Annotated in this window: 23 protein-coding genes; 15 read left to right on the top strand and 8 right to left on the bottom strand. The window is 55.1% G+C overall.

Annotated features, from left to right (window positions below):
* From F0M18_RS08595 to F0M18_RS08585, 3 genes are all read right to left on the bottom strand, one after another.
* Complete coding sequence (locus F0M18_RS08595; RefSeq protein ID WP_149610989.1) at positions 1-252, bottom strand: hypothetical protein; 252 nt, start codon at positions 250-252, stop codon at positions 1-3.
* A 54-nt stretch (positions 253-306) separates the two neighbouring features.
* Positions 307-1,149, bottom strand: a complete 843-nt coding sequence (locus tag F0M18_RS08590) for a hypothetical protein (RefSeq protein WP_223177933.1) — start codon at positions 1,147-1,149, stop codon at positions 307-309.
* A 173-nt stretch (positions 1,150-1,322) separates the two neighbouring features.
* Entirely contained in the window at positions 1,323-1,673 is a 351-nt protein-coding gene (locus tag F0M18_RS08585; protein WP_223177932.1) for a helix-turn-helix domain-containing protein, read from the bottom strand.
* Between the two features lie 254 nt (positions 1,674-1,927).
* Between F0M18_RS08585 and F0M18_RS08580 the strand changes: the two genes are divergently transcribed.
* Positions 1,928-2,518 (top strand): HEPN domain-containing protein, encoded by a 591-nt coding sequence (locus F0M18_RS08580; protein ID WP_149610986.1) that lies wholly within the window; start codon positions 1,928-1,930, stop codon positions 2,516-2,518.
* A gap of 83 nt (positions 2,519-2,601) precedes the next feature.
* On the opposite strand, the gene F0M18_RS08575 is transcribed toward F0M18_RS08580, so the two are convergent.
* Positions 2,602-4,131, bottom strand: a complete 1,530-nt coding sequence (locus tag F0M18_RS08575) for a hypothetical protein (RefSeq protein WP_149610985.1) — start codon at positions 4,129-4,131, stop codon at positions 2,602-2,604.
* Positions 4,132-4,192: 61 nt separating this feature from the next.
* Positions 4,193-6,115, bottom strand: a complete 1,923-nt coding sequence (locus F0M18_RS08570) for an NAD(P)-binding protein (RefSeq protein ID WP_149610984.1) — start codon at positions 6,113-6,115, stop codon at positions 4,193-4,195.
* 62 nt (positions 6,116-6,177) lie between these two features.
* On the opposite strand from F0M18_RS08570, the gene F0M18_RS08565 reads away from it, so the two are divergent.
* From F0M18_RS08565 to F0M18_RS08520, 10 genes are all read left to right on the top strand, one after another.
* A complete protein-coding gene (locus F0M18_RS08565; protein WP_262500881.1) occupies positions 6,178-6,762 on the top strand; it encodes a TetR/AcrR family transcriptional regulator in 585 nt (194 codons plus the stop codon).
* Positions 6,759-7,481: a hypothetical protein gene (locus F0M18_RS08560; RefSeq protein ID WP_149610983.1), complete on the top strand. Its 723-nt coding sequence runs from the start codon at positions 6,759-6,761 to the stop codon at positions 7,479-7,481. Before F0M18_RS08565 ends, F0M18_RS08560 begins: the two co-directional genes overlap by 4 nt.
* A gap of 6 nt (positions 7,482-7,487) precedes the next feature.
* Entirely contained in the window at positions 7,488-8,900 is a 1,413-nt protein-coding gene (locus tag F0M18_RS08555; RefSeq protein WP_262500880.1) for a coniferyl aldehyde dehydrogenase, read from the top strand.
* A gap of 113 nt (positions 8,901-9,013) precedes the next feature.
* Positions 9,014-11,149 carry a TonB-dependent receptor gene (locus tag F0M18_RS08550; RefSeq protein WP_149610982.1) on the top strand — a complete coding sequence of 712 codons (2,136 nt, stop codon included), beginning with the start codon at positions 9,014-9,016 and terminating at the stop codon, positions 11,147-11,149.
* An 86-nt stretch (positions 11,150-11,235) separates the two neighbouring features.
* Positions 11,236-11,631, top strand: a complete 396-nt coding sequence (locus F0M18_RS08545; protein WP_188109655.1) for a cupin domain-containing protein — start codon at positions 11,236-11,238, stop codon at positions 11,629-11,631.
* 6 nt (positions 11,632-11,637) lie between these two features.
* On the top strand, positions 11,638-13,527 hold the full coding sequence (locus tag F0M18_RS08540) for an NAD(P)-binding protein (RefSeq protein ID WP_149610980.1): 1,890 nt from the start codon (positions 11,638-11,640) through the stop codon (positions 13,525-13,527).
* Positions 13,524-14,162 (top strand): hypothetical protein, encoded by a 639-nt coding sequence (locus F0M18_RS08535; protein WP_149610979.1) that lies wholly within the window; start codon positions 13,524-13,526, stop codon positions 14,160-14,162. The genes F0M18_RS08540 and F0M18_RS08535 overlap by 4 nt, the downstream gene beginning before the upstream one ends.
* Positions 14,163-14,249: 87 nt before the next feature.
* Positions 14,250-15,770, top strand: a complete 1,521-nt coding sequence (locus F0M18_RS08530) for a class I adenylate-forming enzyme family protein (RefSeq protein ID WP_149610978.1) — start codon at positions 14,250-14,252, stop codon at positions 15,768-15,770.
* 23 nt (positions 15,771-15,793) lie between these two features.
* On the top strand, positions 15,794-17,224 hold the full coding sequence (locus F0M18_RS08525; protein ID WP_149610977.1) for an aldehyde dehydrogenase family protein: 1,431 nt from the start codon (positions 15,794-15,796) through the stop codon (positions 17,222-17,224).
* Positions 17,225-17,405: 181 nt separating this feature from the next.
* On the top strand, positions 17,406-17,975 hold the full coding sequence (locus F0M18_RS08520; RefSeq protein ID WP_149610976.1) for a TetR/AcrR family transcriptional regulator: 570 nt from the start codon (positions 17,406-17,408) through the stop codon (positions 17,973-17,975).
* Between the two features lie 115 nt (positions 17,976-18,090).
* Here the strand turns inward: F0M18_RS08520 and F0M18_RS08515 are convergent, their stop codons facing one another.
* Positions 18,091-18,738, bottom strand: a complete 648-nt coding sequence (locus F0M18_RS08515; RefSeq protein ID WP_149610975.1) for a TetR/AcrR family transcriptional regulator — start codon at positions 18,736-18,738, stop codon at positions 18,091-18,093.
* Between the two features lie 222 nt (positions 18,739-18,960).
* Between F0M18_RS08515 and F0M18_RS08510 the strand changes: the two genes are divergently transcribed.
* Genes F0M18_RS08510 through F0M18_RS08495 form a run of 4 tightly spaced genes read left to right on the top strand, consistent with a single transcriptional unit; the run spans position 18,961 to position 22,478 of the window.
* A complete protein-coding gene (locus tag F0M18_RS08510; protein WP_188109654.1) occupies positions 18,961-19,416 on the top strand; it encodes a nuclear transport factor 2 family protein in 456 nt (151 codons plus the stop codon).
* An 18-nt stretch (positions 19,417-19,434) separates the two neighbouring features.
* Positions 19,435-20,649, top strand: coding sequence for an acyl-CoA dehydrogenase family protein (locus tag F0M18_RS08505; protein WP_149610973.1), 1,215 nt, complete (start codon positions 19,435-19,437; stop codon positions 20,647-20,649).
* A gap of 3 nt (positions 20,650-20,652) precedes the next feature.
* Positions 20,653-21,708 (top strand): NADP-dependent oxidoreductase, encoded by a 1,056-nt coding sequence (locus tag F0M18_RS08500; RefSeq protein WP_149610972.1) that lies wholly within the window; start codon positions 20,653-20,655, stop codon positions 21,706-21,708.
* Entirely contained in the window at positions 21,708-22,478 is a 771-nt protein-coding gene (locus tag F0M18_RS08495) for an SDR family NAD(P)-dependent oxidoreductase (protein ID WP_149610971.1), read from the top strand. The genes F0M18_RS08500 and F0M18_RS08495 overlap by 1 nt, the downstream gene beginning before the upstream one ends.
* 13 nt (positions 22,479-22,491) lie before the next feature.
* Here the strand turns inward: F0M18_RS08495 and F0M18_RS08490 are convergent, their stop codons facing one another.
* Together F0M18_RS08490 and F0M18_RS08485 are read right to left on the bottom strand one after the other, a co-directional pair.
* Positions 22,492-22,866, bottom strand: coding sequence for a carboxymuconolactone decarboxylase family protein (locus F0M18_RS08490; protein WP_149610970.1), 375 nt, complete (start codon positions 22,864-22,866; stop codon positions 22,492-22,494).
* A gap of 81 nt (positions 22,867-22,947) precedes the next feature.
* Entirely contained in the window at positions 22,948-23,478 is a 531-nt protein-coding gene (locus F0M18_RS08485) for a nitroreductase family deazaflavin-dependent oxidoreductase (RefSeq protein WP_149610969.1), read from the bottom strand.
* Positions 23,479-23,509: the final 31 nt, after the last annotated feature.

The following is a 23,509-nucleotide window of genomic DNA, read 5'->3' as shown; positions in this document are numbered from 1 at the left end:
TTAAATATCCTCTTCATACCAGCCGTACGGATCCGTGCCATTATCAAACTTTCGGGTGCGGAAATTGTAGTCTCCGGTTAGGTAACCGTCTTCAGTATCCGTCTTATCCTCACGAATGATCACAGCATCGGCCAGTAGGCCAATGAAGCCCATCACAAGCAAGCTTGTGACGCGAACGATAGTCTTCGCGCCAAACAGTATGCCTCCAAGGCATGCCATGAACACTGTAAATGCTTTGCGCTGATTTTCCATCTGATATATCTCTCTCAATCACATCTCCCATGGTGAAATTCGGGTGCAAACGTTTCAGAATTCCCCCTCCCGAACCAGATTGCCTTTGCTGATTATCTTGACAGTTTTCGGGTGAACCGGATCGTTGTCCGGCAGCAGTCCTTTACCTTTCTCGATCACCTTTGCAGCGACACTGGTCAGCTGGCCTAATGTGTCCGAACCGGACAGCGCCTTGCCATCACTGTAGTAGTCAAACCAGGGTAGCCCGGCACTGGTGTAATCGCTGGTTGTTGGTGGCCGATGCGGTGGTTTGTGCCCTGTGATTGCCAGATATTGCTCGCTGTTGGCCAGGTGGATGAAGCACCGGAAACCGTTGTCTTGATCCCATGCATCGATGCCGTACTCGTCCTCGTAGATTTCCTGCCGCATCAAGCCACCTGGTGCAAGCCCCATATCCGGAGCCGCCGATTCGCATACTCTACGACTGAACATCGGTATGTCGAAGTAGTCTATGTCTGCTTCAAAGGTGCGCTCAAATTGTTCGACGTAAACGTCACGCTTCATCGGGTAGACGATAATCTGGAGTCCGCCGTGTTCAGCCGCCCCCGTAATCTGCTCTTCGGCTGTGAAGCCTTCACCCAGCGGCATGGCGACAAATTGCCGAATAAAATCCTCCGAGACGTTGAACCCATCCAGCCAGGGCTGTTCCGGTATCACCGCATAGTCCTGCGGGCTGCCCGAAAGCCCATTGCTCCAGGGCTCCCCGAAAACCGCGTTTATCTTGCCAGCGGCAATCTTGACGGCGCAGGGGTAGCCGCCGGAAAAATTGATCCATAGTGCCTCTGACTGATACATGGGTATAAAGACGCCACCATGTGTCCGCCAGGTATCAGGCAACTTATGAGCATAGTCATCCACGTGCTCCACCGGGAACCGACCCAGACCGGGCGGGAGGGGGTACTCCCGGTTGTCATCCGGGATCCGCAAGGTGCGCTGGAAATCGATACTGCAGGCCGCTTTTCGGTGTACCTCCGGAAATCGGAAAGTCAGTTGGTTGTTCAACAGTTCAATCATTGTCTTTTCTCCACAAGTTACCAGTCGCCATCGCGGACATCCCGGGCAATACGCAATAGAGCATGATCCGGTGCGGATTTGAGCTGGCGGATCAGTTCGGCGAACAGTTGCGGCCGTTTCCGGATGATTTCCTGCAAATCCGACGATACCTTCCCGGCCATCGCCAGCAACACGTCCGAATCTTCGCCAAGCTCTTCGGCCAGGGCCCGGATTTTGGCCTCGGAAGGCGGCGCCACATCCCCGCGTTCTATTTTGCTGAGGTAGGCGGGCTCCACACCAATTCGCTGGGCGACCTGCCTGACAGAGAATCGCCGATCCACTGACTTCAGGGCCTCGCGATGTTCACGGATGTATTCTCCGAATGTCATGTGTACTATATAGTACACGATTGGCATGGAAGCAAGCTCTCTGGCTTTTGTAGGTGCTGTATTTAGAAAGATGAGTTTTCGTATAAATAGGTTGGAATTATTGGTGACTTCCGTCCTTATTTATCCGAATAATAGAATATCAAATAAAAAGATGATGGGCGTATAGGCTGGAAAAGCCCTTGTAACGATGGGTTGATGCGCTCACTCAGTGTTAGGAAATTGTGTGTATAACCGTTTTGAGGAATACATAAGGCATGGAGCTAGGCTACACATTACTCAAGACCCGGCACAGGGCTGAACGAGAAGGCTACCCGTTCAACCTCAGCCTGCGCGTCCACCGCGCCCTGAGCTGGCTCGACCGGGCGGAGCGGTGCGAGGATGACGATGGGCGTTTCATTTTCCTGTGGATTGCCTTCAATGCCGCCTATGCCAACGAGATCTACGACCAGGAGCGCTCCCCGGAGCAGAAAGTCTTTGGCCGGTTCCTGAAGAAGTTGATTGACCTGGATAAGGACGACGTACTCTACGAACTGATTTGGAACGAGTTTCCGAGTTCAATCCGCGTGCTACTGGACAACGAGTTCGTCTACCAACCCTTCTGGGATCACCACGACGGCCTGCCGGACTCGGTGGATTGGCAGTCGAAATTCGACCGCGCCAAAGTCGCGGCTAACAAGGCCCTGGCCGATCACAACACAACCACCATCCTCTCCATTGTCCTGTCGCGCATGTACACCCTGCGCAACCAGCTGATCCATGGCGGTGCAACCTGGAACAGCAGTGTCAATCGAGAGCAGTTGCGCGATTGCTCCGCCTTCCTGGGTAAGCTGGTGCCTGCTGAATAATCGGCAGGGGTATCTCTCTGAAGCCGAAGATCTGTAACAGTTGTTCCAAACAGAACCCCGAACTTACTCCGAGCTGAGTTTATTCAGCAGTCACTGACAAGCGTGAGGTACCAGCTGTGCTCCCGCTCGCCAGGCGTTACTGCCACTCGTTTGCCAGTTGGGTCTGTTGCCAGTACTCGCTGAGCCGTATCGCGGTCTGTGGGTGCTGTAGAGCACACAAAGTGTTGGCCAGCGTCTGTCTCAGCCAGCACTATCACGTTTGCGGGTGTGCCTTTGTAGAAATTGACACAGTAGCTTTTCACCACACCAGTTTCCGGCTTGTTGGCTCTTTCACTACGTTTTGTAGTGTCGGACCTGATTCGGGTGTCAGCGCTTGCCCAGTCGATAGTGCTCGGCGCGCAAGAAAAGATACCGGTAGCATGCTTGGTAAGAAAACCGCCATTGGCATGAACGAGGCCGAGGTGCCCGGGAGCCTTGCGTAGCTGCCAAACCATCTCGGCTATACCGTGCATGCTGTAGTTGTTGCCAGGCCCGCCAAAGAACGGCAGTCCGCCGGTCAGGGTGAGCGGGACCGAGCCATCAGACGGTAGCTCGAGGTGGTCGCTGATTTCACTGACCGCGCAGGGAAAGCAGCTGTAGATGTCGATCAGGTCTATGTCGGTTGGCGTGCAGGCAGCCATATCCAGCGCCTTGTCCAGCACGGCTCCAGCAACTACCGAAGTGCCTGGCGTTGGACGAATACTGACGTCAACGTCCATTCCCTGGGCTGCGCCGTGCATAAAGACCCAGCGATCTTCGGGGATACCCAGTGAGCGAGCTTTGGCGACGCTGGTGATCAGAAGGGAGGCCCCCTGGTTGACGCTGTCCTGCGCAATCATGCGCTTGGTATAGAGGTGGGTCAGTGGCTCGGCGTTGCGAATCTGTGCGGCAGACATGGCCCCGGGCCATTGGGCGTAAGGATTTTTCGAGGCGATCTCGCTGAATGAGGCCATCAGCTTTGCTGTTTCATCCAGATAGGCTTCCCGGCTCATGCCGAGATCGCTGCGCCGGGCCTGTTCAATCAGGGTGTAGTAGTGCAGGGGCATCAACATGCCGTTGGCAATCTCCTGTGGGTTGGGATAGATATTGCCTAAGCCCCGATCTTCCAGCGGGGCTGTGAATTCTTCATTCCAGTCCAGCTGCAACTCCTGCTGCTGGGCCTTGCGCTGGTTGCGCAGTGCTTCGGCACCCGCCAGCAGCACCATCTCTCTTTCACCTGCCGCGATATCGGCAAAAAACTCCATGAGAAGTGCCTGGGGCTCGTTGCCTCCAGCGTGAGAGTAGATCCGGTGACGCGGGCTGGCTCCGATCGCGGTCGCGATGGATTCAGGCGGGTTATTGCTGCGACCCAATTCCGATCGCCAGTTTGGCGCTGAGTCGGAAAACAACCTGATGACACAGATCGTATCGATACTCTCTGCAATTGCGTTGCCACGACAGTCTGTTACAGTCATCGCTGCCGCCTGAGATGCCATGCCCAGGTGGGAAGTTGTACCGGCATCGCGTTCAACACTCTGTCCGGCGCCCACGATGATAGGTGTGTTGGGCGCCAGTGAGGAAAAGTCTACAGCCACAGTTTAGGGTCCTTTCTCGAGATTTTTGAAAAGAGCAAATATAGAGGAAGTCGGGCAGAGGTTACAGCGCGTTCTGGGTCTGTTCCTCTACTGCCCGGAAAGCCGCATCAAACGCCGCATCCATCAGCGCGATTGCTTCAGAATCGGTATTGGCGATTGAGATGCGCCCGAACTGGGCTCTGCCAATTTCGTGGGGCGCCTGTCCTTCCTCCCAATCGGGATCGTCAAGCGCGAGGTAGGGGTATGCATAGCCGTGGGGAATGCGGTTCACGGTAATCGCGCGAATATCCCGCTCATGTTCAAAGCCATGCTGGCCCAGCATGGATTGCAGTTGTTCGCGAATCTGTTGTTCGTAAGTGGCGAAGGGGGTGCTGTACACGCGGTGGCGTCCCATCCGCAGCTGGTCGCGACCGGAACCCTGCTCCTGGGCCTCGGTCATGGGTGAGTTCATCATGAAGACCACCATCGGGTCATTTGGCCCACGCGGTGGCTCGTAACCGCCGACGCTCATGCCGGGGGCTCTGCTCACCCATTGAAACGGATCTTGAGGGCATTGGAAAATTTCTGCGCCCAACTCCTCGTAGGCGCGACCATTATCCAGCTGCACGTTGGCGTAGACGAAAGGCGTTTTGACTCCGTAACTGAGGCCTTTTTTCTGTGCCTCGGACATTTGCGGGCAGAGATGAGGAATCAGGGCGTTATAGCAAGCCATAACACAGTGGTCGGCGGTAACGCGTAGTGCCTGGCCCTTTTGCACATAGTCGACCTCCACATGTTTGCCATCGATTTCTCGTGCACCTACCACGGTGCTGTTCAAGCGAATACGGTTGGGCTGGTTGGCGCGATCCAGGGCATCGTAGTTAAATCGAGCGACAGCAACGTCCGCTGGACCCTGCATGTCTGGCGCTACCGCAGGAACAAGTTTCTGCACGATAAGACGCGCCACCGAGGCATTGCCATCGGGAAACATCTTGACGTTCAGCAGGCTGTCTATGAATGCACCGGCAATGGATGCAGAGGTCCGGGCCAGCCAGCCCAGAGACTTTATGCCAGGCCCCCCCATGGTAATACCTTCCAGCACACTGAGGTTCCAACCGGACATGCCCGTGAGGTGGACCAGCATGGCATTCATTACCGGCAGTGATGTTTCGTCGAGCTTAACGCGATCGAGCAGGAATCGGTTGTAGCTGACGGTGTTGATGTACTCCCAGGTTTCGCTGAGTGACAAGTCGTCGAGAAAGTCACGCTTGCCGCCAAAGAAGTCGATGAACTTGTCCTGCTCGCTGCTCGGGACAGGCAGTTTACGTATATAGTCTTCGTAACCTGCGCCGCCGTACATGGTGGTTAACCAGTTACCGGCCAAAGTCGTATGGCCGTCGGGGCCGGGGAGCGAGACGCCATTGGGAGCGTCAAGTTCCCCCGCCAGGAACTGGTCTGCGGGAGTATTCGCGCCCATGCTGGCAACGAAATCGTCGTCGATGCCAATGGCGTGCATCAGGCTGGAGGCCGGTTTGCTGTAGCCAGCGGGGTTCTCCACGTTCTGGGCACCACCCAGGCTCAACATCATCCTGCCGTCCTGGTGGAATTCATTGCGCTTGGCGTGGCCGCCGAAGTCATCGTGATTATCCAGCACCAGGATTTTTGCCTCTGGCCCCATTTTGTCCTGGTAGAACCAGGCGGCGGCCAGGCCACTCATACCCGCGCCGACAACAACCAGGTCGTAGTGCTCGTTCAGTGCCTGGTACTGGGCGGGTTTTTCCCCGCGCCAGGCTAAGGCGTGAGCGACTTCGAATGAGCCTTCGTGGCTGCCTCGCATACCGGTCAGGGTGGGGGGGTAATAAGTAGAAGTCGTAGATCCCGATAGAGTGGCGGCGTAGGTATTTGCATCACCTACTGAGCCCCGGGCACCGCCCGCTAACAGTAATCCGCCAGCGCCTACTGCCACACCATTCAGGAAATCGCGTCTAGTCACTCGTTTTGTCATTGTTGTTCTCAAATGCTTTACATGTCAAATGACATGTTCTAGCATGTCGCCTGACATGTCAAATGGAAGTCCCCAAAATGGCGGGTGAGCGCAAGCTGGAAATTCTGCAGTTCGCTATCGAAATCATCGCGGATGAAGGCTACAGCTCCCTGTCGATGCGATCACTTGCCAGGGCGAGTGGTATGAAGCTGGGCGCCTTGCAGTATCACTTTCGAACATGGGAAGACCTGCTGCGGTCGTTGGTGGGAGTCATTGAAAGCGAGATTAAAGCGGAGTGGAGAAGTCAGGGGCTCGACGAAGACGCAACCGTATATGACATAGCCGCCTTCATGCTTGACGGAACTTCCTTGCCCGGAGAGATCTCGCTTGGAGACAAACTATGGCCGCAGTTGTGGGCGATGGAAGAGGTTGAGCCACTGGTTGCTGACCTGCTGGAAGAGATTTATGCCGAGTATTTGCAATACCTGGTGGTTGCAATGAAAAAGGCCGGCATCGAATCACCTCAGGGTGAAGCTCTCTGCCTGATGTCGCTGTTGGAGGGTGAGTCACTTTTCACCGGCGAGGGCAGGCGATGGGAAAAAGACCGTGCGCTGGTGCGGGGTACGATTCTTGAATTTGTTGAAAACAGGTACGGAGCTACTGCATGAATAAACCAGGATATCTCGATTATCAGGTAAACAGGCTTGGGCTCTGGAGCGCAGCCGTCGTGATTGTCACGTCGGTGGTTGCAATGCTCCTACCGCTGGACGCCCCCGAGGCCTACAACGCAGAGCACGCAGATCGAATTGCCTGGCTAAATGCTAATCGGGGAGCCTTTATTGCCGGCTGGGTAAACCAGATTGTCGCCATGCTCAGTTTGTCCGGTGTACTGTTCGCCACCGCTTGGCAGATCAGGGAAAAGAACCCTCTGCGGGCACTGCTGGCGGCGATGGTTGTACTGATGTCTGTGATGGCCTTTATCATTCCCAAGTTCATGGCGATCTGGACCATCCCCTTGCTCGCAGAGACCGCTGCCAGTGGTGCAATGGGCGCCCAGATGGCAGATTCCCTGCTTTTGTTGCTCAACGTGTCCATTCCTTTCTCTCTTTACACATCTTTTGACTACCTGGGTTTCTGGCTGTATGGCGTGTTCGCGGTACTGGTAATGATGCCGCTCTACGGCGATTCAATCAGTTCCAGGGTGGCGGCGGTTGCGCTCGGTATCTTTGGTGTTCTCTATCAGGTGATGCTGGTCGCGCTACTGGTTGGCGTAATTGCGGCTACTGAGATAACGACCTACTTCATGAGTGTTGCCATGCTCCTCCTGGTCGTGATTATCGCCATGGCGTTCCACTTCAAGACAGCAATGGCCCAGGTGGAAGGCTAGCCGGTCATGAGTACCACACCCATGCGCACCCTACTCGATATCCAGCGTCAGGCGTTCCTGGCTGATGGCTTCCCGTCGGCGAAAACACGGATCGACCGGATAGACCGCGTGAAGGACATTCACGTTCGTTACAAGCAACAGATTGTCGAGTCGCTGGAAGCGGATTTTGGTGCCAGGCCCCCTGGCCAAACCCTGGCAACGGATATCGCCAGCATCGTCATGGAGGTGAATGAGACCCGTCGCAAGATTCGGCAGTGGATGAAGCCTGAGCGTCGCAAAACGCCTCTCATGATGCGCATGATCGGGGGCAGGGCGGAACTGCAGTTCCAGCCACTGGGGGTGGTCGGCAATATTTCGCCCTGGAACTTTCCGTTCCAGCTAGCGTTTGCTCCCGCTATCGGCGCCTTCGCCGCGGGTAACCGGGTCATGCTCAAACCCTCGGAACTGACCCCGCAAACATCGGCACTGATGGAAGAGATCGTTACCAGCGCTTTTGACCCTGCTGAAATGGTGGTGGTGAACGGCGGTGTGGACGTCGCACAGGAATTCAGCCAGTTGCCTTTCGATCACCTGGTATTCACCGGTGGGCCGGAAGTTGCCAAACACGTTATGCGCGCTGCTGCCGATAATCTGGTTCCGGTAACACTGGAACTGGGCGGTAAATGCCCGGTGGTGGTGGGTAAGTCTGCAGATATCAAAACTGTCGCCGACCGGGTAATGGGGACCAAGACCGTCAACAGTGGCCAGTTGTGCCTGACGCCGGACTACATCTTTCTCCCGGAAGGCAAAGTGGAAGCCTTTATCGAGGAAGCGCATTCGGTGTTGTCCCGGTGTTATGACTCCCTGCTGGACAATCCCGACTATACGTCGGTCATCAACGAGCGACATTGGCAGCGGCTCAAGGGGTATATCGATGACCTGGAGGCGCGCAAGGTGCGCATCGAGGTGTTCAATCCTGTAGGCGAAGCGTTCGACGATCCGCAAAAACACAAGCTGCCTTTTATTATGCCGGTCGAGCCAGATGATGACTCGCTGATTATGCAGGATGAAATATTCGGCCCCATGCTGTCGATCAAGACTTACCAGTCACTCGACAAGGTTATTGAGTTTATCAACAACAAGCCGCGGCCACTGGCGCTCTACTATTTCGGCAAGGACAAGCGTGAGATAGAAGCGCTGTGCCAGCGCACTACATCCGGCGGTGTCACCATCAATGACTGTGCCCAGCACGCAGCATGCTCCGACCTGCCCCTGGCAGGCGTTGGCAACAGCGGCATGGGCGCCTATCACGGGCACCACGGGTTCTTGCAGTTCAGTCACAGTAAGGCGGTGTACCGGCAGGGGCTTTATAGCCTGGGTAGCCTGATCCGGCCGCCCTATGGTGAGCGCAAGATGAGAATGATCGATCACATGACATGAAACCGATTGGACGGCCGTTGCTCGCGCTAATTTTTTAAGAAAGATCAGGATAAAAAAGTTCAACAGGGCCTGGCCCGAAAACTTCACACTAGAGATTCCTCCAGGAGGATAAGATGAAAAAATCGAATAAGTACTTGCTCAGCATGGCCGTCAGCGCCGCTCTCGCACCGAGCACATCGTTTGCGCAACTGGAGGAGGTAGTGGTTACCGCGCAGAAGCGGGAGCAAAATCTTCAAGACGTGCCAATTGCGATCAGTGCGGTCAGTCAGGAAATGCTTGACCAGACCGGCATCAATACCATCACTGAAGTTATACCCATGGTGCCCGGACTGACCGGTGCGGACTACGGCCTGGCTACCAATACCTGGGCTATTCGCGGTATCAGTAGTAATGACTGGACCATTGGCTCAGAGCCTTCTGTGGGCGTGTTCTATGACGACGCCTACGTGGGAAGGAATATATTCGCCACGTCCAACTTTTTTGACATCAATCGTATCGAGGTCGTCAAGGGGCCTCAGGGAACCCTGTTTGGGCGCAACGCGGCGGCTGGGGCCATCAGCCTGGTATCCAATAAACCTGGTGATAGCAATGACTTGCGGCTTGGCATTGCCCTGGGCGATGAGGGCCAGGAACGCTATGAAGTGGTTGGCAACTGGGCAGTTAGTGAATCCTTTGCCCTGCGCCTTGCCTACCAGCATCAGAAATGGGAAGGCATGTGGGAAGAAGTCATCAGCGGTGATGACATGTATACCGAGAGCGATGTGGTGCGCCTTTCGGCCCGTTGGGACGTGACCGATAACTTTGAAGCTTTATTCAGAGTGAATTACGGCAATGCTGAAACCAATTACACCAGTGCGGTTAATATCCCATTCAATTTGGCTGATCCGGGCGAAGAGTATCCGGATAAGTACGCCATTAACCGTCCCAATTCCGAAGAAAACGAGGATGAAGGGTTCGGCCTGCGTCTGAGCTGGGACATCAATGATTCGCTGTCGCTGGTATCGATTACCGATGTCCGCAGTGGTGAGAATGACTATTTTGACGACGTTGATGGCTCAGCGGACGATCTCGCTATTGACAACGCTTTGTTGGGTGGGGCCGTTGGGGGGCTGGATATTCCCGTTGGCCTGGGGGCCGAAGCTGATACCTTCTACCAGGAGTTTCGATTGAATGGTGGTTCGGATTCACTCAGCTGGTTCACGGGTGTGAGCTACTACACCGAAGAGCTTGAAGGCACCCGCTGGGAAGTGGATTACGTGGCCACCGCGCTCGGCTTTCCGCTCGGCAGTCAGCGGATTGAGAGCGACGCCGACAACGAATCCTACGGTATCTATGGTGATGTCACCTGGCAGGCAACAGAAAAGCTAGCCCTGATTGGTGGTTTGCGCTGGAGTTTCGATGAAAAAGATTGGTGTACCAACACCTTGCAGGACGATTTCTTTGATCAGGGTGGTCCCACTGATGGCCCGTTGTGCGATAAGGAAGACTGGGATGAACTCACCTCGCGCCTGGTCGCACAGTATGACGTTGGTGACGACACCATGATTTTCGCCAGTGTGGCGGAGGGTTACAAAGGAGGAGGCTTTAATACCGGGGGCGCTGATACAGATGGCGACTTCATCGCCGAAACCTTAGTGGGCTTTGACCCGGAAACCAGTATCGCTTACGAACTCGGCCTGAAGTCAACGCTTCTGGACGGGCGCATGCAGTTAAATGGCTCGGCCTACTTCACCGATTATGAGGACTTGCAGGTCGCAATTTTTGGCTTTGACACTGGACAGCAAATCCGGAATGCCGGTGATGCTGAAACCATGGGGTTAGAGGCCGAACTGTCCTATGCGCCGGTCGATGGCCTGGTATTGATGGCCAACTACGCTTACCTGGATGCTGAAATAGTCTCGGGGCAGCTTGACGGACAGAAACTGGCCTATGCGCCGGAGAATACCTTCTCGATCGGCGCGAACATTAATCATGATTTCCTGGGTGGGGATCTCAACTGGTTTGCGGTTTACAACTACACCGATGAATTTTACCACGACATCGCTAACCTGGAAGAGGAGGACTCTTACGGGATCCTCAATGGCAAGGTGACGTACACCGCGGGTAGCGAGCGCTGGGACCTGGCCATCGCGGCAGACAATATCACCGATGAAGACTATGCCACGATCCGGGCCGACTTTGGTTGGGGGGCGCAACTGCACTGGGGATATCAGCGCATGGTTCGGGCAGAGTTCAATGTTTACTTCTGATACAGAGTGCTTGCCAGGAATTCTAAAAGGACGCAATTATGAAAAAACTACTACTTGCTGCATGTTTGTTGGGGAGTGCCCTCGCTATGTCTGCCAAGGCTGAAATCAGTGTGTTGGGGCTCGACGCCGATCAACTGCGAGCAATGGAACTTGAGTCCATCCCCCCCTGGCCTGACGAACTGGTGCTGAGTGGAACCAACGAGCACTGGCAAAAAGTGCTGCACGAAGGCGAATTTGTCGTGGTGTTGTACGAGTCAGAGGCTGCGGTAATCGATGTCAGCTACCCGTTTCCCTACGACGAGTATGTGCTGGTACTGGAGGGAGAGGTGATCCTAACTTCTACCTCTGGAGAGCGCCAGCGCTACGGTGTGGGTGAGAGCTTCGTGGTGCCCAAGGGCTGGACCGGCACATGGGATATGCCGGTGAAGTATCGCGAAAAAATCGTGGTGGAAAGGAAAGCCTGGGACGAATCAGAGGGTTAAGCTGCTGTGAAATCCAATATTACCCGGCGGGATTTTCTCAACGGCGTGGCACTGGGGGCGGCGGCGACAGCTGCCGCAGCAACGGCTGCCGCACCCTTTTCTACGCTGGCCCTGGAATCAACCGGGTCTGTTTCTGGAAGTTACTATCCGCCCTTGCTCAATGGCATGCGCGGCAGTCACCAGGGATCCTTTGAAGTCGCTCATGCGCTGGCCTGGCGCGGGGAGAAGCCCGCCCACTACCAGACACTGGATGAGCAATACGACCTGGTGGTCGTCGGGGCAGGTATCAGCGGCCTGGCTGCAGCGTATCTGTACAGAAAGCAGAAGGGTCCCAACGCCAGGATCCTGATCCTCGATAATCATGACGATTTTGGTGGCCACGCCAAGCGCAATGAATTTGAGGTGGATGGGAAGATGCTGCTGGCCTTCGGTGGCAGCATCAACCTCGAGCAGGCCGCCATGAGCCCTGCCGCCTACCAGCTGCTGGAAGAGATCGGCGTTGAGTTCAAAACACTGCAGGATGCCGCTGCACCTGACTACATGCTGTCCAATCTCGGTGCGGATTTTGGTTATTACCTCGGCGAAAACCTCTACGGGGAAAATCGTATTGTGGTGGGCCCGTGGGGGCTTGCCCTGGCAGGTGAGGGCGACTATCGGTCGCTGATCGCTGCGCTGAAACTACCCGCCAGAGACGAAGAGTTACTCATAAGCCTGGTGGAGGGGGGTAAGGATTATCTTGCCGACCTACCGCTTGAGGAGAAGGAGGCCTATCTGCGAAGCCACAGCTACGCCGAATTTTTGTATACGAAGGTGGGTATCTCGCCGCAGGGAGGCAGGCTGGTGGAACCCTGGGCCCAGGCAATGTTCGGTGTTGGGGTTGAAAGTGTGTCAGTGATGGAGGGTTTCTACCTGGGTGGTCCCGGCATCCAGGCGGTTGGTTTACCCGACGAGTACACACAATCGGATGCCGAGGTGGATCCGGATGCCTATCGGGCGCCCCTGTTTCCGGATGGCAATGCCTCCGTGGCACGACTCTTCGTGAGGAAGCTTATACCCGAGGTTGCGCCCGGCAATACGATGCAGGATCTGGTAACCGCGCGCTTTGATTACTCACAGCTGGATCGCGAGGATTCAAATGTGCGTGTCCGGTTGAACAGTACGGTGGTCAATGTTGCTAACCGGGGTGGCGAGGGCGTAGACATCAGCTATGTTAGCGGTGGCAAGGCCTTACAAGTACGTGGCAAGCGCTGCATATTGGCCGGTTACAACGGCATGATCCCCCATCTTTGCCCGGAACTGCCCGAAGCGCAGAAACAGCACCTGGCCTACGGTGTCAAAGTGCCGTTTATCTGGGTCAACGTGGTGTTGAAGTCGGGTGCCGCGGTGAAGAAGGGAGGGGCGTCTGTCTACCAGTGCCCTGGAAGTTTCTTCCCATTGGTGGCCCATGCGCCCCCGGTAAGCCTGGGTGATTACCAATCCTCAGAGACGCCGGACGACCCGATGGTGATGTTCATGGGGCATATGCCCGCGCCAGAGGGGGACGGTGCGCAGTCGGGGCGGGATCTCTACCGACTGGGCAGGCACAAGCTGTACACCACGCCCTTTGCAGACTACGAGAAAGAGATCCGCAAGCAACTGACAGGGATGTTCGGTCAGTATGGATTCGATCCGGACCGTGACATCGGTGCCATCACCATCAACCGTTGGTCCCATGGCTACGCTTACGAGTACATGGAGCTGTTTGACCCGGAGTGGAAAGAGGGTGAAGCGCCGCACGAACTGGGGCGCAAGCCTCTCGGTCAAATCAGTATTGCCAATTCCGACTCCGAGGCCCATGCCTATGTGCAGTCGGCTATCGACGCGGCCGTGCGGGCGGTAGCAGAGGTAGTGGGGTGAACCTGCTCCAACACCCATCGCTGAATGGCTGGCCGCTGTTTTATCTTGTCGCAGCCCTTACCTTCGCGGTTATTGGTGCGGGCCTGGTGATTACGGGTATTTCCAGCCCGGAAGCGACGGTGAGTTTGATTCGATTGTCGGTGCAGCTGGCCTCCCCCTGGATATTCCTTGCGTTCGTTGCCAGGCCGCTGGTTCAGCTCAATCCAGGTAGTTTCTCCAAGTGGCTGTTGCGCAACCGCCGCTACCTCGGACTCTCGTTTGCCGCGGGGTTTGCCTGGCAGGCCGTGTTTATCGCAGTACTTCTCGCCCTGTACCCTGATTACTACTGGCAGCAACTTCACAATACCGCTGATCTTGTACTGCGCATGCTGAGTTACCTGCTTTTGTTGGCCCTGACGATCACATCGTTCTATCCGGTACGTCGGGCTATGCGGCCTGCTAGCTGGCGGGCCCTACATCTGGTTGGAACCTGGTATTTCTGGGCGGCCATATGGGTGTCTTATGCCGGGGTGCTGTTGAGTGGTGACACCCGGATAATCGCCATCGTCTACGTGATAGCAGGCTTGATTGTGCTCACGGTCCGTCTTGCAGCCTACCTGAAGAACCGGTCGATGCCAGAGATGAAGGTGTCTTGAGTGGGCGGAGTCAGTTCACTTGATATATATTTACACAGATGTTAAAAAACACGCATTCTCGATAATAGAAGATAAAGGATTTCTGAGATGTTGGATTCAATAGGGTCTATACCCGTCGGCGCGGCGCAAAAGTATGGCGACAAGCCAGCGCTGGTATGCCCTGAGCGCACCCTGAGCTTTGCCGAACTGGATGGGCTGACCAATCGCTTTGCCAATGCCCTGGTTGGTCTTGGCGTGAGGCCCGGCGATCGAGTGACGCTGTATTCCGGCAACTGCTGGGAATGGGTGGTCAGTTACTACGGCGCGCTCAAAACCGGTGCCGTGATCAATCCAATCAATGTCATGCTGACCCCCGGCGAGGTGGAGTTCGTCGCCAACGACTGCGGTGCGACCATTGTCATTGCATCCCATGAAAAGGCGCTTTCCATCCAGCGAGTGAAACAGAAATCTGAAGTCAGGGAGCTGGTTTCGTTCGGTGACGAGGCGCTGCCTGAAGGGGTTTTGTCCTTTAACGGCCTGCTTGCAGCTGGCGACGACAAATTCGAGATCGTCGATGTCGACGTCGATTCCCTGTCAACCATTGGCTATACCTCAGGCACCACTGGTCACCCCAAGGGCGCTTGCCTGTCTCACCGCAACATACTGCTCAATGTCGCCATGACGGCCTTGATGCACCAGCGCAGCGACCGGGATACGGTGGTCACTGCGCTGCCTTGCCCGCACGTATACGGCAATGTGGTGATGAGTGGCGCCATTCAGAACGGCATGACGCTCGTACTGCATCCCGCCTTCGAGGAGGCGACGATTTTGCAGAGCATTCAGGACCACAAGGCAACCCTGTTCGAAGGTGTGCCCACCATGTATATGTTTATGCTCAATCACCCGGAGCTGGAAAGCTACGACCTGTCCTCCCTGCGCTGCTGTACGGTCGGCGGCCAGACCATGCCGAAACCCAAGATGGAAGAAGTGGAGCAGCGCTTTGGCTGCCCCTTGATCGAGTTGTGGGGTATGACCGAGTTGGGCGGCCTGGGAACCACTTTCGCCTCTAATGGACCCGTCAAACACGGCTCCATTGGCGTGGCGCTGCCCTACATCGAAGCGCGAATAGCGGACACAGAGGATGCCAGCAAAACACTGCCTGCAGGCGAAGTGGGCGAGCTGATGATCAAAGGCGGTATCGTCATGCAGGGTTACTACGGTAACGAGCAGGCCACTCGCGACACCATTGAAGCCGATGGCTGGTTACATACCGGCGACGTGGCCTCCATGGATGAGGACGGCTGTGTCTTTATTGTCGATCGCAAGAAGGACATGATTCTCACTGCCGGTTTCAACGTCTATCCCGCTGAGATTGAAAGAGTCGTCGCGGGTCACCCGGACGTCGCTTTGGTGGCGGTGGGCAGTATTCCCGATGAAGACAAGGGCGAGCTGGCCAAAGCCTATATCGTACCCAAAACGGGGACAGACCCCGATTCCGACGACATAATTCGTTACTGTCGCGAACACCTGGCCGCTTACAAGGTGCCCCGTGCCGTGCAGTTCGTTGATGATTTACCTAAAACCAGTACCGGCAAAGTGATGCGCCGAGAACTGAAGACACTGGACTAATACGCAAAATTAGCGAGGCCGACATGAAAGTAGATACAGATTTTGTAATGAGCATCAATGGCGAGGCTGTTACCACCGAACACACCTTGCCGGTTTTTAACCCTGCGACCCGGTCTGTTTTTGCCCAGGTGCCGGATGCCTCGAAAGCTCAGTTGGATGCCACGGTTGCCGCTGCACGCCAGGCCTTTGCTGGCTGGAGCAAGACGCCGGTCGATGAGCGGCAGGCCGCGCTGGAGCGCTTTGCTGACCTGCTTGAAGAACATGCGGAAGAGTTCAGGGCACTGCTTACGGCGGAGCAGGGTAAGCCCGCGGCTGGTACCGAATGGGAAGTCTATGGATCCGTCACCTGGTTGCGGGCCATTGCCACTCAGCGCCTGCCTGACGAGAAGGTGGAGGAGACTGATGAGCGCAGGGTTGTTACGCGCTATACCCCTGTAGGCGTGGTTGGTGCCATCGTGCCCTGGAATTTCCCTATTCTGCTGGCAATCTGGAAGATTGCGCCGGCAGTGATGGCAGGCTGCACGGTCGTGCTCAAGCCCTCGCCTTATACGCCACTGTGTGACCTCAAAATGATCGAGTTGGCGCAGCAGGCCTTTCCCCCCGGAGTATTGAATGCCGTGAGTGGTGGCGATGATCTCGGTAAATGGATCACCGGTCACCCGGATATCAACAAGGTAGCTTTCACCGGTTCTACCGAGACAGGCCGCCATGTGATGCGCTCGGCGGCGGACACCATCAAGCGCGTAACGCTGGAGCTAGGCGGTAACGATCCGGCGATCGTACTCCCGGATGTAGATGCCAAGGCTATTGCCCCCCAGTTATTTTGGGCCGCTTTCCAGAATAACGCCCAGTTCTGCAATGCCACCAAACGCCTGTATATCCACGAGGACGTGTATGACGAGGTGCGTGACGCGTTGGTGGAGTTTATTGCATCAAACATCAAGGTGGGCGATGGCACTGAGGCGGACACTGACCTCGGTCCGATCCAGAATTCGATGCAGTACGGCAAGGTCCAGGACTATTTCGCCGACTGCCACAGCAACGGCTATCAATTTGCCATTGGTGGCGATATCGACGAAAACGCGGCGGGTTGGTTTGTACCGGTCACCCTCATCGACAACCCCCCGGAGGACTCCCGCATCGTTCGCGAAGAACCTTTCGGTCCAATTCTGCCGCTGCTGAAGTGGTCTGATGAGGACGATGTGATTGCTCGTGCCAACGATACCATCTACGGCCTGGGCGCCTCGGTATGGGGTAAGGACCTGGAAGCGGTAGAGCGCATTGGCAGCCAGTTGGAGGCCGGGACCGTATGGCTCAACGAGGTTCACCAGTACTCGCCATTTCAAGCCTTCGGCGGCCACAAGCAATCTGGCCTCGGCTGTGAGAACTCCCTGCACGGGCTGATGGAATACACCAACTGGCAAACCATCACGATGAATAAAAGCACTGGTTGATCGGGCACGATATGAAATTCTTTGCGGAGCCCTGTTGAGTTCATCAGGGCATTTGCCCCAGTCAACAATGACTGGGGCTTTTTTTTGGCTTTTCGTTTCGTCATTGTTGGCTCCAGGTGCTTTACATGCCGTATGACAAGCTCTAGCATCCCGTACGACATGTCAATTGAGAGTCTAAAAAATGGCGGGAGAACGTAAGCGGGAGATTCTGCAGATCGCCATCGAAATCATTGCGGACGAAGGCTATAGCAGTCTGACGATGCGATCACTGGCAAGAGCAAGCGGTATGAAACTGGGCGCCCTTCAATATCACTTTCGAACCTGGGAAGAGCTGTTGCGGGCCCTGGTGGGCTTGATCGAGCAGCAGATCAAGAATGAGTGGGCACATAGAGGGCTGGACGATGGCCCGACTGTCTATGATATTGCGGCCTTTATGTTGGATGAGACTTCCGCGCCTGGTGATACATTGCTTGGTGACAGACTCTGGCCGCAGTTATGGGCAATGGAGCAGGTTGAGCCGCTGGTTTCTGATCTGCTCGAAGAAGTCTATGCCGAGTACATGAAATTCCTGGTGAATGCCATGGAAAAGGCTGGGTGTGATTCGCCACACGGTGAAGCGCTATGCCTTATGTCGATGCTGGAGGGTGAGTCACTTTTCACCGGCGAGGGAAGGCGGTGGGAAAAAGACCGTGGACTGGTCCGGGACACTATTCTCAAATTTGTTGAGAACAGGTATGGAAAAAGTAATTGAATAAGCAGCACTTGCTCGACTACCAGGTCAATCAGAAAGCCCATTTTTCGCAAAACACGTATTACTTGGTACGCACAGCTATAAAGTGGCCGGAAGCGGGTCGGATGCTTACCGACTAGCTCTTTCTTTCCGCTGTAGCCTCGCCGTACTCGTTCAGGGCAGTTCTTACTAAGAGTGAGAACAGCTTTTTTATCTTGGGTTGTTTCTTTGTGGCAAGGCTGAAGAATGACACACCCTGTATGGTGTAAAAATAGAGCTCTGTAATCGTTTCTCGGATCTCTTCCACCTCCTGCCATGCCGGAAAGTGACTGCGAATATGCTCCTCTATTCGGTTGTCGAAGTTCTTTTGCGCAGGGCGCACCACTTTGGCAATTTCTGGATCTGTTCTGGCGGCGACGATGAGTTCCTGGTATGCGATATGGTAGGAAGAGTGGAAAAATTTCCACAAAGCATTGATGGTCATCTCGAGGCTCTTTTCTGTTATCTCACCGGCGGCTTCCTTTTCGGCGGGTAGTATCAGTGATTCATACTCCTCAAGCCGCCTGTCCATAAGGTAGCCCACAGAGGCGATGATGATGCTCCGCACATCATCGAAGTGATACATCATGGCACCACGGGATAGTTCCGCCTGCTCGGCGATTTTGGTGACGGTGGTATTGGCATAACCGATCTTGATATAGCACTGCACGGCAGCTTCGAGTACAGCGACTCTGGTGGTATCACTCTTTTTGGATTGATAGGTTTCTGCAGGTACCTTTGGCATCAGAATCGGAGTCCATTGCTCGTTGTGGATTGGCTCGCTCGCATTCTACGCTATAGCTGGAGGAAAACAACTTCAGGGGATAATTAAAACAAACATAATTGTTTATATGTTGAAGTTGAAGTACACTGCGCTACTTGTTCGCTTTAATGCAGATTTGAATATGGGTGCAATGCAGCATTTGCGTATATGTAAATCTAAAAAATTCTCATGGTAGGAGTCAAAATGGGCACACCGGTAAATTTGGACGCGGTTCTTGGTCGCTTATATACCGCATTGAGTAGCGCTGATGTGGAAACTTGGGTTTCATTGCATAGCGATGACGTGGTTTTCAATGTGAACGGTAGTACACCAGTGTCAGGACGTACGTGTGGTGCCAATACTATATTGACGGAGTTATTGCCCCTGCTTTTCTCTCGACTTGAGCCTGGAATGGCTCAAATCGGTATTAACTGGAAAGTAATGTGCGCGGATGACCGACGTGTAACCGTGATCTTCCAAGGGCGAGCTAGGACCCTCGAGGGAAAGGACTACAACAATCGGTATATTCAGATTCTCGAGTTCGATGATAAGCAGAAGATTTGCGAGGTCTGGGAATTTTTTGATACCGCGCTGGCAGAAAATGTGCTTTTCGCGCCTGGGCAGACGGCACCGGACAGCACAGCCGCATTCGAATACTAAGCTGAGAGGCAGGAACTGATGAACAGACTGAGTGAATCCGTCTGGGCGCCCGACGAGGGGCTGACGGAAGTTGAAGCTAGCATCCAGGAAATTTCACATCGATTTGCTGAGGACGTTATGCGACCCGCCGGGGTGGCGTTGGATCGAATGCAGCCTGAACAGGTGATCGCTGAAGGTTCTCCGCTCTGGGATGTGTTCGGGCAGTATCGAGAGTTGGGTCTGGATCTGGTGGAAATTGCCGAAGGCATGTCTCCCCTGGAGTTATCCCGTGTCAGCTACCTCGTGCATGAGGAAATGGGTTGGGGTGACTGTGGCCTGGGTTGGTCCCTGTACGCTTCCGGCATGGCCCAGGGAATGATCCGGGCCATGGGCCGCGACGATCTGTGGGAGTTGTGCCCCCCTGATGCGATCAGTATGTGGAGTATTACTGAACCGAGTCACGGCACGGATATGCTGGATTTCAGCCACAATCTTTCCGCGGCCTCGCTGGGTGGGGCGCGAAGTGACTGTGTCGTGACCCGGCGCGGTGGCAAACTCATTATTCAGGGGCAAAAGTCCGCCTGGGGTACCAACGGCAGTATTGCCCAGGTCTCGGCCTTGTTCTGTCGCTATGACGACGGCAGTGGCCAGCCGAAACGGGCCGCATTTATTGTACCGCTGGACCTGCCTGGTATCAGTCGGGGCAAACCACTGGATAAACTGGGTGTGCGCGCACTGTCAGATGCCGAGCTCTACTTCGACGAGGTAGAAATTCCCGCCAGCTGTATGCTCTGTCCGCCCGAGGCCTACGATGAACTGGTGAAAGGCATCATTGTGGGTGCCAATCCAGGGATGGCCATATTCTGTGTCGGTCTGGCCCGGGCGGCCTTTGAGTCAGCCTTGCAATACGCCAAAGAGCGTATCCAGGGTGGCAGGCCAATCTTTGAATACCAGGCGGTACAACTGAAGCTGTTTGACATGTACCGCAAGATTCAGGCTGCTCGGGCATTGATTCGCGGGACCATGGAGGATCACGCCCAGTATCCCCCTCGCCTGGAAAACGCGGTCTCCTCGAAGGTGACGGGTACGCAGCTAGCCCTGGAGGTTACCAACCAGGCGTTCGATATCTTCGGTGGTAATGCCACATCGAAGGAATACCCGATCGAAAAAATGTTGCGCGATGCCAGGATGGGAACAATCGCCGATGGAACCAACGACGTGTTGTCGCTGGTAGCGGTCTCCAGCAGGTTCTGAATTATGACAGCGACTAACCAATTATGGCGCCTGGCCCGGTACCCTGAAGGTTTACCGACAACAGAGGACCTGGTTTTCGAGGAGGGGCCTCTGGCTCCCCTCGGTGAAGGGGAGGTTCGGATCAGGATTTGCTATATATCCATTGACCCTGCCAATCGACTGTGGATCCGACCGGAGGGTAGTTACATACCTCCATTTCCCCTGGGGTCGGTCATGCCGGCAGCCTGTATTGGCGTAGTGCATGAGTCGTCCCATCCGCGCTATCAGCCCGGAGACTGGGTGCAGGGAATCTGGGGCTGGCAGGACTTTGTCACCCTGCCCGGCGGACCGGAAGATCGGCAGTTGCCGATGGAGGAGGGGGGCATTCTCCACCTACCGGAACCGCCACCGGGTTCTGACTATCTGGATTTCTTTGGCCTGTTTGGTGTGCATGGTCTCACTGCCTTCTTCGGTATGACGGATGTGGGCAAAGTGAAGCCCGGTGACACGGTGCTGATCTCCGCTGCAGCCGGTGCCATCGGCTCGCTGGCGACCCAGATTGCGCGGAATTTGGGCTGTCGGGTTGTCGGGCTGGCCGGCGGACCGGAAAAGTGTGCGAAGGTGGTCGAACAATTTGGCGCCGATGCCTGTATCGATTACAAGTCGGATGATATTCGCGAAAAATTATCCGTACTCGCCCCCAATGGCGTCGATGTCTATTTCGACAATGTAGGGGGGGAAATACTGGAAGCGGCTATCGACAATATGGCTCACCACGGACGCATCGTATTCTGCGGCGCGATTTCCCAGTACAACGACAGCGACGCACGCGGTCCGGCCAATTACATGAAGCTGCTCTACAAGCAAATCGAACTCAAGGGCTTCCTGGTGTTCACCTATATGGATCGCATGGAAGAGGCAGTTGAGACCCTCGCCGGCTGGAAGGCTTCCGGTGAACTCCACATGGAGCTGGAAGTGCGCTATGGGATTGATAATTGCCTGGGCGCGTTTCACTCACTTTTTGATGGCAGCAACAGGGGTAAGTTGGTCATGTGCTTGAATGAATCTGGAGAGCCCTGATGCCTGTCATGAGAGTGGATGGGAAAGTAGCCCTGGTCTCTGGTGCCGGGAGCGGGATTGGCAAGGCAACAGCCCTACGCTTGGCTAGCGAAGGCGCCTATGTGGCAGTCACTGATATTGACCACAGCGCCGCCTGTGATGTGGCTGGCGATATTGTCCAGAGCGGCATGAAGGGCTTCGCCTGGGAACTGGACGTCTGTGACAAGCAGGCATGGCAGAGTGTGCTGGAAGAGGTGAGCCAGGTATCCGGTAAACTGGATATCCTGGTGAATAACGCAGGCATCGCGGTCCATGAGACATTTGAGGAAACCACCCTCGATGACTGGGAACGGGTCAGATCCATTAATCTAGACAGCATCTATATTGCCTGCAAGACAGCCTTGCCCTATCTGAGCAACAACTCCTCAATAATTAATATTTCCTCTATTGCCGGCTTGGTGGCCGTGCCCAATGGCAGTGCCTACAGTGCCACCAAGGGCGGCGCGCGCCTACTGACCAAAGGCCTGGCAGTGGAGCTGGCCCGTGCAAATCGCGGTGTACGTGTCAATTCTGTGCATCCCGGAGCGGTAAATACTGCGCTTCTCCAGGAGATTGTGCAGAAAGGGGGCGATGAGGCAGCGAGTATTCAGACTTTTACTGACATGCATCCCATGGGGCGCCTGGCTGAGCCTGAGGAAATTGCCGCGGGAATTTTATTCCTCGCTTCCGACGAATCGAGCTTTATGACGGGCAGCGAACTGGTGATAGACGGCGGCTATACCGCGCAGTAGTGAAAATCAGGCCCTAAGACTCAAACACTTCCTTCGCTACCGCCAGCGCCTGTATTGCCGAAGGAACCCCGCCGTACATGGAAACATGCATGATTGCTTCCGAAATTTCACTCCGACTCACCCCAAGAGTTAGTGCGGCCTCAATATAGGATTTGAGTTGCTGCGGTTTGTCCATCACTGTGAGTGCGCCGATTGTAATCAACGCGCGCTTGGATTTATCCAGCCCCTCTCGGCCCCAGATATCTCCCATTACCGTTGAAACGGAAAATTTTGCGAAGTCTGCCGCAATTTCCTCGGGGTAGGGCGGCTGAGGTTTTTCCTGTCCGTCGGTGGGAGGGAATAATTCGTTGATTACGTTCATCCCGGCTTCGAATCGCTCGTCAATCATTGGTCTTCCCTTTTTAACTAGTGTCGAGGGGCGGCTCCAGTTGAAACCGCGATAAAGTGGGTCGCCGATGGCAGCTCTCGTCTAGGACCTGGCGGGCGTCAACAAGAAGACCATAAACTCACGTTCGCAGTACTTCTGGAAATGGCCCCAGAATGGGAACTGCGCATCGAGTTTCGGCCAGATATCTTCTCTTTCTTCACCTTCGAGCTTCCTGGCTTCGAAATCCCACTCCTCCCCCGGCATTTCTACCTTGCCCTTTAGAGCTGACTCGAGGTTGAGTGCCCACACCGGGTGTTTATCGAGACCGGCAATGGAGCCAACGACATAGACGTTATCGTTGTAGCGGGCGTAATTAACCGGTGTGGTACGCGGTAGGCCAGATTTTCTACCTAACACGGTAAGTAGTAGCGTGGCGCCACCCATTGTGGCCATATCTTCAGGCCAGCCCTCACTGCGAATCCTTTCGATATCGGCCTTGGCATTGGATTTTATGTTGTCAGGATTTCGGACCGACATCAGGTAATCCCAGTCCTCCTGTGAAGCAAAATCAGGTTTAGGTACTTCTATGGCCATGCTCTTCACCCCATTTCCAGGCAAGTTGATGTATTGCATCCGCTTTCGCCCGGGTCACGGTATTGAGCCG

This window comes from Pseudohalioglobus sediminis, assembly GCF_008370495.1.
Classification (GTDB): domain Bacteria; phylum Pseudomonadota; class Gammaproteobacteria; order Pseudomonadales; family Halieaceae; genus Halioglobus.
Note: the sequence above shows the minus strand (reverse complement) of the source record. Positions and strands in the feature narration are given on the sequence as shown.

What these genes read in the sequence shown, in the direction of transcription:
- F0M18_RS08595 (WP_149610989.1), bottom strand. Translation starts at nt 252, where the DNA reads ATGGAAAATCAGCGCAAAGCATTTACAGTGTTCATGGCATGCCTTGGA.
- F0M18_RS08585 (WP_223177932.1), bottom strand. Translation starts at nt 1,673, where the DNA reads ATGACATTCGGAGAATACATCCGTGAACATCGCGAGGCCCTGAAGTCA.
- F0M18_RS08580 (WP_149610986.1), top strand. Translation starts at nt 1,928, where the DNA reads ATGGAGCTAGGCTACACATTACTCAAGACCCGGCACAGGGCTGAACGA.
- F0M18_RS08570 (WP_149610984.1), bottom strand. Translation starts at nt 6,115, where the DNA reads ATGACAAAACGAGTGACTAGACGCGATTTCCTGAATGGTGTGGCAGTA.
- F0M18_RS08565 (WP_262500881.1), top strand. Translation starts at nt 6,178, where the DNA reads ATGGAAGTCCCCAAAATGGCGGGTGAGCGCAAGCTGGAAATTCTGCAG.
- F0M18_RS08560 (WP_149610983.1), top strand. Translation starts at nt 6,759, where the DNA reads ATGAATAAACCAGGATATCTCGATTATCAGGTAAACAGGCTTGGGCTC.
- F0M18_RS08555 (WP_262500880.1), top strand. Translation starts at nt 7,488, where the DNA reads ATGAGTACCACACCCATGCGCACCCTACTCGATATCCAGCGTCAGGCG.
- F0M18_RS08550 (WP_149610982.1), top strand. Translation starts at nt 9,014, where the DNA reads ATGAAAAAATCGAATAAGTACTTGCTCAGCATGGCCGTCAGCGCCGCT.
- F0M18_RS08545 (WP_188109655.1), top strand. Translation starts at nt 11,236, where the DNA reads ATGTCTGCCAAGGCTGAAATCAGTGTGTTGGGGCTCGACGCCGATCAA.
- F0M18_RS08530 (WP_149610978.1), top strand. Translation starts at nt 14,250, where the DNA reads ATGTTGGATTCAATAGGGTCTATACCCGTCGGCGCGGCGCAAAAGTAT.
- F0M18_RS08525 (WP_149610977.1), top strand. Translation starts at nt 15,794, where the DNA reads ATGAAAGTAGATACAGATTTTGTAATGAGCATCAATGGCGAGGCTGTT.
- F0M18_RS08520 (WP_149610976.1), top strand. Translation starts at nt 17,406, where the DNA reads ATGGCGGGAGAACGTAAGCGGGAGATTCTGCAGATCGCCATCGAAATC.
- F0M18_RS08515 (WP_149610975.1), bottom strand. Translation starts at nt 18,738, where the DNA reads ATGCCAAAGGTACCTGCAGAAACCTATCAATCCAAAAAGAGTGATACC.
- F0M18_RS08510 (WP_188109654.1), top strand. Translation starts at nt 18,961, where the DNA reads ATGGGCACACCGGTAAATTTGGACGCGGTTCTTGGTCGCTTATATACC.
- F0M18_RS08505 (WP_149610973.1), top strand. Translation starts at nt 19,435, where the DNA reads ATGAACAGACTGAGTGAATCCGTCTGGGCGCCCGACGAGGGGCTGACG.
- F0M18_RS08500 (WP_149610972.1), top strand. Translation starts at nt 20,653, where the DNA reads ATGACAGCGACTAACCAATTATGGCGCCTGGCCCGGTACCCTGAAGGT.
- F0M18_RS08495 (WP_149610971.1), top strand. Translation starts at nt 21,708, where the DNA reads ATGCCTGTCATGAGAGTGGATGGGAAAGTAGCCCTGGTCTCTGGTGCC.
- F0M18_RS08490 (WP_149610970.1), bottom strand. Translation starts at nt 22,866, where the DNA reads ATGATTGACGAGCGATTCGAAGCCGGGATGAACGTAATCAACGAATTA.
- F0M18_RS08485 (WP_149610969.1), bottom strand. Translation starts at nt 23,478, where the DNA reads ATGCAATACATCAACTTGCCTGGAAATGGGGTGAAGAGCATGGCCATA.